Source organism: Lichenibacterium minor, assembly GCF_004137685.1.
Classification (GTDB): Bacteria; Pseudomonadota; Alphaproteobacteria; order Rhizobiales; family Beijerinckiaceae; genus Lichenihabitans; species Lichenihabitans minor.
Map to the genome: position 1 here is coordinate 40662 of NZ_QYBB01000032.1, position 7246 is coordinate 47907.

The window sequence follows — 7246 nt, forward strand, 5'->3', positions numbered from 1 at the left end:
AAGCTACCCACGAGGTCCTCCGATTGACCCACGCCCCGCAAAAGGCCGATGGTCGCTCAGGAGATTGGTCAGGCCAAACGTGACGGTGATGCCGAATGGGCAAGGGGCGGGACGGCGGCGAGGTTCGGCGGCTCTACCAGGAGGTTGCGGACAGGATCCGCGGCCTCATCCGGACAGGGCAGTTCCCGCCCTTCAGCCGGTTGCCCGCCGAGCGGGACCTGGCCCAGCAGCTCGCCGTCTCCCGCCCCTCGCTGCGCGAAGCGCTGATCGCCCTCGAGATCGACGGCACCGTCGAGATCCGCATGGGCTCGGGCGTCTTCGTGCTGGCGCCCGCCGACCGCCTCGCCGCCGCGACGCGCGCCCTGGGCGAGAGCCCCACCGAGCTGATGCAGGCTCGCTTGGCCGTCGAGGGCTCGGTCGTGCTGCTCGCCTGTGCCCGCGTGACGCCGCCCTTCATCGCGCGGCTCGACGCGACGGCGGCGGACATGCGGGACGCGATCGAAGCGGGGGTCGACCCCATGACCCACGACCGCGCCTTCCACATGGAGATCGCCGAGCAGACCGGCAATTCCGTGCTGGCCCGCATCGTGGCGTCCCTGTTCGACGAGCGTTTCAGCCGCCTCTCGGCCCGCATCAGCTCGCGCCACGAGAACCGTGCCTCGTGGACCGCGGCCACGCAGGAGCACGCCGCCCTCGTCCGCATGCTGGAGGCGCGCGACAGCCTCGGCGCCCAGGCGGCGATGACGCGCCATCTCCAACTCTCGGCCGAGCGGTGGGTCGACCTGTGAGGTCGGTCCCATTCGTCTCTCGCCGTCGAGGCCGCGCCCCGGTCCAATCCATGACGTCCCGTCGTCGTCTTCCGCTTGGTGCGGCGCTACCACGCGTCACGCGTCGCCTTTGACGTGAATGCCCGTTCCATGCCGCGGGATCGGTCGACCAAGGGTCGCAGACTTCCAATTCGCGAGGAGCCGCGCCAATGCGGCGTCGCGGCCGGCAGGCGGACGCCACGCTTTCCAGACCGACGCCTCGCACCCGGCCTCCCGGTCGCGTGCCGCGATCACCTCACAGCCGGATCGGTGCCGCCACTCGTGCTTGGTTGACAGGCCGCCGACGGCGACGCCGAGTCCCGCCAATGTCCGCTACATGTGGCGGCACGCGGCGGCGCGGACTCGTCCGGGCGTGGTTGGATCGCCGTCCTTCAACACGTCGACGCTGGCGATCAGGAACGGCGACGGATAGGACAGCGCGACGTTCTCAACTTGGCCTCGCTTCGGCTGCCCGCGTGAGCCCTCGCGCTCGGTACACCAAGCCAGTTTCGTCACGGCCAACCCAAACGTCTCCTTCGGCGTTGTCGCGCTCCATACCGGCCGTTCCGCTTTCGACCCACTTCCGCTGTGCGGCCGGAGTCGACCCACATCGGGCGCACCGTAGTCAATGTAGCTCTTTTGAAAGCAAACATCCGGCGACTGGCCGTGGAAAAGGCCTCACCACTCAGAAAAAGACGACGTGCCCGTCTAGAATTTTCAATGCAGCCTCAATGAACCGCCGGCATCTCGCCCGTCAGCAGCAGTTCCGCCCGCGCCGCGCTCGATTGCGCCAGCATCCAGCCGGGGTATTCCGGTGCAGGTCCGCCAGCTTCGCCGAGCACGTCCATCTCCGCGGTGGTCAGGGTGATGTTGAGGCTCGCCAGGTTGGCGTCTAGCTGATCCACGCCCTTGACGCCGACGATGATGCTGGCGACGCCCCGCTGCCTGAGCCACGCGATCGCCACGGCCTCGTGCGTCGTGCCGTGCGCCTCCGCGATCCCATCCATCGCCGCGAGCACCGCGGATCCGCGCACGTCATCCACGGGAGGGAACGGCACGGTCGTTCGGCGACCGGCGTTGGACCCGTTCCGGTACTTGCCAGTCAGATATCCGCCTGCGAGAGGGCTGAACGCGATGAGGCCGAGCCCGTGCGCCACCAGCATCGGTATCACCTCGCGCTCGATGTCGCGGCCAGCGAGCGAGTAGTAGCCCTGGTAGGACTGGAATCGACTCGTCCCGATGCGGTCGGCGATACCGAGCGCGGTCGCCACTTGCCACGCCGCCCAGTTCGAGACGCCGAGATACCGCACCAATCCTTGCCGGACGAGATCGTCCAGGGCGCGCAATGTTTCCTCGATCGGCGTCGCGGGGTCGAAGCCATGCATCTGGTAGAGGTCGATATGGTCGGTGCCGAGCCGCCTCAGGCTCGCATGCACCGCTTCCACGATGTGGGCGCGCGAGCCTCCGCCGTCGTTGGGGCCGCTCCCCGTGGCGTGCTCGAACTTGGTCGCGATCACCACGTCCTTGCGGGCGATGCCAAGCGAGTGCAGCGACCGGCCCACGATCTCCTCGGCTTGGCCGCTCGCATACACATTGGCGGTATCGACGAAGTTGATACCCGCGTCGACCGCGCGTCTCAGGATCGCGTCGACGGCCTCCTGCCCGACACCGCTCGCGGCGGCGTAACGGCCGTCTGCCTGGCCGAAGGTCATCGTGCCGAGGCACAGCTCGGAGACGAACAGCCCTGTGCGGCCGAGAGCTTTGTAACGCATCGATGGTGCCTTTCGGTGAGAGGCGATCCGCCTAACAGCACAAAAAGAGACTTGCAAGTTTCGAAACTTAATAGTATCGAATTAACATGATTTCCGAAACGACACAGGACCGGACTGAGGCTGGCACCGACACCAGCGGCGGCGCGCGACCGAGCGCAACCGTCGGCCGCAAGCGCGACGCCTCACGGGACGCCACGATCCTCGATGCGGCGATCTCGATCCTCGCGGAGGTCGGCTATGACGGCATGACCATGGACATGGTGGCGGTCCGGGCGAAGGCGGGGAAGGCCACCGTCTACCGCCGCTGGGCGACCAAAGCCGACATGGTGCTTGAGGCGGTCGCCCGCATGAAGCGCGAGCAGGTCGACCTCGACAACCTGCCCGACACGGGCAGCCTGCGCGACGACCTGCTCGCCCTCTTCCGGCCGCAGCCGATGGAGGAGACCGAGCGCAAGTTGCGGGCGATGGCCGGCATGACCGCCCTGCTGTCGCAACACCCGGCGCTCGCCGACACGGCGCATGACGCCCTCGTCGCCCCGTGGGTGGAGGCGAACCGCGTGCTGATACGACGCGCCGTGGACCGCGGCGAGATCCCGCCGGATGCGGACATCGAGATGGTCGCGCAGGTCATGCCGTCGATGGGTGCCTACCGCACGTTGATCCGGCGCCAGCCGTTCGACCGTACCTTCCTGGTCGCGATGGTCGATGGGTTAGTGCTGCCGGCCCTCGGGCTTCCCTGCAAGTAACCCGATCCTTCACCACCGGAGCCTCGACGTGACATCCCTCACCCCGATGAACCTGCTCGGCATCTTCGCGGCCGGCTTCTCTGTGATGATGCTGGGCTGGCTCTGGTTCGACCTCCTGTTCGGACGGACTTACGCAGTCGTCCTGGGACGGGACCGACTCCCTCCGTCAAAGCCCGCCCCACTGTATTTCGTTGGTCCGTCGATCTGCATGCTCGTCACCACGGTGACGCTCGCCGTCCTGATGCGGTGGCTCGCCGTGCCGACGCTTCCGCAGGCGGCCGAACTGGGCGTCCTCGTCGGCGTCGGGCTGCTCGGATCGACGGCTGTGAACATGGGGATCAACCCCAACATCCCGCGCCCGCTTCCCTACGGCTTCTTGAGCGCGAGCTACTTCCTCGCGTCGAGCGTCCTGATCTGCATCATCCTGTTCTCGGTCGGTTGATCGAGCCATGGGCGTCGAGATGGACGGAAGCGATCCCGCGGCACCGGCGGCGACGAAGGGCGGCCTGCCCATCGTCGGATTCGTCGATGCGCCAGCGTTCGCAGCTTGGCTCCCGGGGCGGGACAAAACGGCGGCGGGTGCCTGGCTGAGGTTCGCGAAGAAGGGGTCGGGAGCTTCGAAACTCTCGCATCGGGAGGCCATCGACTGCGCCCTTTGCGAGGGCTGGATCGACGGGCAGGCGGCGCCCTGGGACGAGCGCTTCTTCCTCGTGCGCTTCACCTCCCGGCGGCCGCGCGGCAACGGGTCTCAGGTCAACCGGGTCCGGGTGACGGAATCAACTGCCGAGGGCCGAATGAGGCCGCGTGGATTGCGGGAAGCGGATGCCGCTCGGGCCGATGGCCGGTGGGACCGCGCGTATCCTTCTTCCAGCAACGCCACCGTCCCGGACGACCTCCGCGTCGCGCTCGAAGGGGGCCCCGCCGCCGCCGCGCGGTTCGACGGCCTGAACCGGTCGGAGCGGTAGGCCATGCTCCTTCCTTTCGCCACCGCCCGCAAGGACGAGACCCGCCGCCGAAGGATCACATCGTTCCTCGATGCGGCGCAGGCCTCGCGCTGATGTTCCACCTCGTCCCCTGCCTGCCGTTGGCCTACGTCGCCGTCAGGTTCGTCCTTCCCCTGTCCCTGCCGACGTGGGCGATGCTCGCCTCGGTCACAGTCCTCGCCGTGGGGTCGCAGTTCCACCTCTGGAGCCGGCTGTCCTCGGGATCGGTGTTCGCGCCGGAGTTCCCGCGAGGCGTCGTCATCGTCCTCAACGTCCTGTTCGGCCTGCTGCTGTTCCTGGCGGCGTTCCAACTCGCCCTCGACGTCGGCGCCGGCGTCCTCGGCATCGCCCGGGGTTCGTGGGTCTCCATACCGTCGCCCGTACGCCTCGCCGTCGCCTTCCTCGCCGGAGCGCTGGCGGTGCGGGGTGTCGCACAGGCGGTCCGACTGCCGGAGGTCAGGCGGGTTGCTGTCGGCATCGACGACCTTCCTTTGCAACTCGAGGGCTATCACGTCCTGCAACTCACTGATTTCCATGCCAGCCGGCTCTTTCCCCGTTCATGGATGGAAGAGGTGGTGTCGTTGGCGAACGGTCTCGGCGCGGACCTCGTCGCCGTAACGGGCGACCTTGCAGACGGGACGGTTGAGACGCGGCGCGCCGACGTCGAGCCGTTGCGTAGGCTCGTCGCGCCGGATGGGGTCTGGGTGATCCCAGGCAACCACGAATACTTCTTCGGCCAAGAGGCTTGGTCGAGGCATTCGCATGACATCGGTATGCAGACGCTGGCCAACGAGCATGCCGTGATCGAGCGCGATGGCGCGCGTCTCGTGCTGGCGGGGGTGACCGACCTCTCCGCACCCGAATCGGGATTGCCCGGTCCAGACCTCGCCCGCGCACTGGAAGGTGCGCCCCTGCAAGCACCCGTCATATTGCTCGACCATCAACCGTCCAGGGCGCCCCGCGCCGCCGAGGCGGGTGTCGCGCTTCAGCTGTCCGGCCACACCCACGGTGGGATGATCCTCGGGCCGCACTGGCTGGTGGCGAGGGCGAACGGCGGGTTCGTCTCCGGCTCCTACCAGGTTGGCCGCATGGTTCTCTACGTCGGCAACGGTACAGGCATCTGGCCGGGCTTCGCCCTGCGCATAGGAAAGCCCGCGGAGATGACGTTGTTCGCTCTCCATCACCGGGCACGCGACGGCAGTGCGGAGCTGTTTCCGCAGTGAAGACAATCGCCGCTCTGCCCCCGGGACGACGTCCATCGTCCGGCTCCGGCGATCAAAGGATGTTCGTGCGTGCAGGCATGCCCATCGACCGCAGGGGTCAATCGAGCGGCACCTTGTCCGCCTGCTTGTTGAGGGCGCGGAAGATGAAGCCGGGCGCGATGCGCGACATCGCGTAGAGCGCCTTGGTGTGGCCGGGCCGCACTTCCTCTCTGCCGGTCCGGAGGCCATCCAGCAAAGCCGCCGCGACCTTGTCGGGGCTGATCTTGGGTCCGTCATATCTGGCGGTCAGGCTGGTCGCGACGGCCGGGGGCAACAGGTCTACGACCTGGAGCCGGGTGTTGCGAGTTTGCCAACGCAGCGATCGCGTGAAGGCGTGAAGTCCCCCTTTCGCGGCGCTGTAGCCCGGTGTGTTCCCGAACGGTGCATAGACGAGCCCAGTGGTGACGTTGACGATGGCTGCCTCGGGACGCTCCAGAAAGCGTGGCAGCAGCGCGATGGCGAGGTGGATAGGGGCGTGCAGGTCGAGCGCCAATTCCCTGTCGATCCGGTCCTGGGCGTCGGGGCCGGTCAGGGCAAAATATTGCATCGTACCCGCGTTGTTGACGAGGATGTCGAGCGGCGGCGACGCGGCCGAAATGTGTGCGAGCAGCCGCTCGCGCTCGCGGGCATCGGCGAGGTCCGCCGCGAAGGTTTCGACCCTCGCGGTCGCGTTCCTGATGGCGTCCAGCTTGGCCCGGTCCCTCCCGACAACGAGGACGCTCGCGCCCGCCGCGATGAGCGCGCGCGTGATCTCGAGTCCGATGCCGGCTGCCCCACCGGTCACGAGCGCGTGCTTGCCTTCGATCTTCATCGCTGGTGTTCCAAAATCGAGAGTGGTGGTGGCAGAGGCCGATCAGGGCTCGCCGCCCGCGGGCGCGTCCAGGATCTGCGCCAGCATGGCCTGGAGAACGTCCGCCGCCGCAGTCATGCGCGTCCCGTCGAGGCCGCGAGTGATGCCCTCCGCCCAGATCCTTTGACGGTCGGCCGCCGTCGCATAGGCGCGCTCCCCTGCTGCGGTGGGCAGGACGAGATGGGCGCGCTGATGGTGCGGGTTGGAGGTCAAACGCACGAGGGCCGCCGCCTCCAGGTCCTTGACCGTGGTGCGCACGGTTTGGCGGGTCAGTCCCATGTTGCGGGCGATCGAGGCGACGCTGAGCGGCACCGGAGCCGTGACGGTGGCGCCGAGAACCTGCCAACGAGCGCTGGTCAGTCCGAGATCGGCGACGAGGCGATTGCCCGTGGCGAGGAGGCCACCGTTCAAGCGGAAGACGCTGATGACGAGCCGCTGGAACGGATCGTCGGGAAGGGACTGGATCGCAGGCATGTAAGATACTTCACATGATGACAGGCGACTATCAAATAGTTTGATCCCACATCGTCGTTGGCTACGGATATTCACTCAGCGTTCACGATCGATCCCGAGCCGTGGGACCGAGCGGCGACACAGTCCCGATGGAAAGCGTCTGCTCTTTCGGAAAAGCCATTTTGCTCGTGTTGGAAAGGTGGTGGGAGTCCTCGGACCGACGGTCGCGTTCGTCCGCCCTGATGGCGTGCTGGAAGGTCCGCTACGTCCGCGTTGCTGGTCGTGAGCAGCCGGACTGTAATTGCTCACGAGGTCGTGCTGCCGTTCAGGCCGGCACGGCGATTGGCTGGCCTCGCAGCGTGAGGCGGATGGCA

The 7246-nt window shown here is 67.4% G+C and carries 9 protein-coding genes; 5 read left to right on the top strand and 4 right to left on the bottom strand.

Going from position 1 to position 7246, the window contains the following annotated elements; translation table 11 throughout:
* The first annotated feature begins 95 nt into the window (after window positions 1–95).
* The gene (locus D3273_RS20635) at window positions 96–788 is read left to right on the top strand and encodes a FadR/GntR family transcriptional regulator (protein ID WP_129228781.1); all 693 of its coding nucleotides are present in this window, start codon (window positions 96–98) and stop codon (window positions 786–788) included.
* Window positions 789–1139: 351 nt separating this feature from the next.
* On the opposite strand, the gene D3273_RS20640 is transcribed toward D3273_RS20635, so the two are convergent.
* Both D3273_RS20640 and D3273_RS20645 read right to left on the bottom strand, forming a co-directional pair.
* Window positions 1140–1328, bottom strand: a complete 189-nt coding sequence (locus D3273_RS20640; protein WP_129228782.1) for a hypothetical protein — start codon at window positions 1326–1328, stop codon at window positions 1140–1142.
* A gap of 206 nt (window positions 1329–1534) precedes the next feature.
* Entirely contained in the window at window positions 1535–2578 is a 1044-nt protein-coding gene (locus D3273_RS20645; RefSeq protein WP_129228783.1) for an aldo/keto reductase, read from the bottom strand.
* A gap of 86 nt (window positions 2579–2664) precedes the next feature.
* On the opposite strand from D3273_RS20645, the gene D3273_RS20650 reads away from it, so the two are divergent.
* The 4 genes from D3273_RS20650 (at window position 2665) to D3273_RS20665 (ending at window position 5530) form a co-directional block, all read left to right on the top strand.
* On the top strand, window positions 2665–3324 hold the full coding sequence (locus D3273_RS20650) for a TetR/AcrR family transcriptional regulator (RefSeq protein WP_129228784.1): 660 nt from the start codon (window positions 2665–2667) through the stop codon (window positions 3322–3324).
* Between the two features lie 28 nt (window positions 3325–3352).
* Window positions 3353–3766 carry a DUF1761 domain-containing protein gene (locus tag D3273_RS20655; protein WP_129228785.1) on the top strand — a complete coding sequence of 138 codons (414 nt, stop codon included), beginning with the start codon at window positions 3353–3355 and terminating at the stop codon, window positions 3764–3766.
* 7 nt (window positions 3767–3773) lie between these two features.
* Window positions 3774–4289: a YdeI/OmpD-associated family protein gene (locus D3273_RS20660; RefSeq protein ID WP_129228786.1), complete on the top strand. Its 516-nt coding sequence runs from the start codon at window positions 3774–3776 to the stop codon at window positions 4287–4289.
* 92 nt (window positions 4290–4381) lie between these two features.
* On the top strand, window positions 4382–5530 hold the full coding sequence (locus D3273_RS20665) for a metallophosphoesterase (RefSeq protein ID WP_129228787.1): 1149 nt from the start codon (window positions 4382–4384) through the stop codon (window positions 5528–5530).
* 97 nt (window positions 5531–5627) lie between these two features.
* Here D3273_RS20665 and D3273_RS20670 read toward each other — a convergent pair whose 3' ends face one another.
* Together D3273_RS20670 and D3273_RS20675 are read right to left on the bottom strand one after the other, a co-directional pair.
* Window positions 5628–6380 (bottom strand): SDR family oxidoreductase, encoded by a 753-nt coding sequence (locus tag D3273_RS20670; protein ID WP_129228788.1) that lies wholly within the window; start codon window positions 6378–6380, stop codon window positions 5628–5630.
* A 42-nt stretch (window positions 6381–6422) separates the two neighbouring features.
* Window positions 6423–6893, bottom strand: coding sequence for a MarR family winged helix-turn-helix transcriptional regulator (locus tag D3273_RS20675; protein WP_129228789.1), 471 nt, complete (start codon window positions 6891–6893; stop codon window positions 6423–6425).
* Window positions 6894–7246: the final 353 nt, after the last annotated feature.

Bases quoted from the DNA above. Each gene is read 5' to 3' on its own strand.
- D3273_RS20650 (WP_129228784.1), top strand. From the start codon at position 2,665: ATGATTTCCGAAACGACACAGGACCGGACTGAGGCTGGCACCGACACC.
- D3273_RS20665 (WP_129228787.1), top strand. From the start codon at position 4,382: ATGTTCCACCTCGTCCCCTGCCTGCCGTTGGCCTACGTCGCCGTCAGG.
- D3273_RS20645 (WP_129228783.1), bottom strand. From the start codon at position 2,578: ATGCGTTACAAAGCTCTCGGCCGCACAGGGCTGTTCGTCTCCGAGCTG.
- D3273_RS20675 (WP_129228789.1), bottom strand. From the start codon at position 6,893: ATGCCTGCGATCCAGTCCCTTCCCGACGATCCGTTCCAGCGGCTCGTC.
- D3273_RS20660 (WP_129228786.1), top strand. From the start codon at position 3,774: ATGGGCGTCGAGATGGACGGAAGCGATCCCGCGGCACCGGCGGCGACG.
- D3273_RS20635 (WP_129228781.1), top strand. From the start codon at position 96: ATGGGCAAGGGGCGGGACGGCGGCGAGGTTCGGCGGCTCTACCAGGAG.
- D3273_RS20670 (WP_129228788.1), bottom strand. From the start codon at position 6,380: ATGAAGATCGAAGGCAAGCACGCGCTCGTGACCGGTGGGGCAGCCGGC.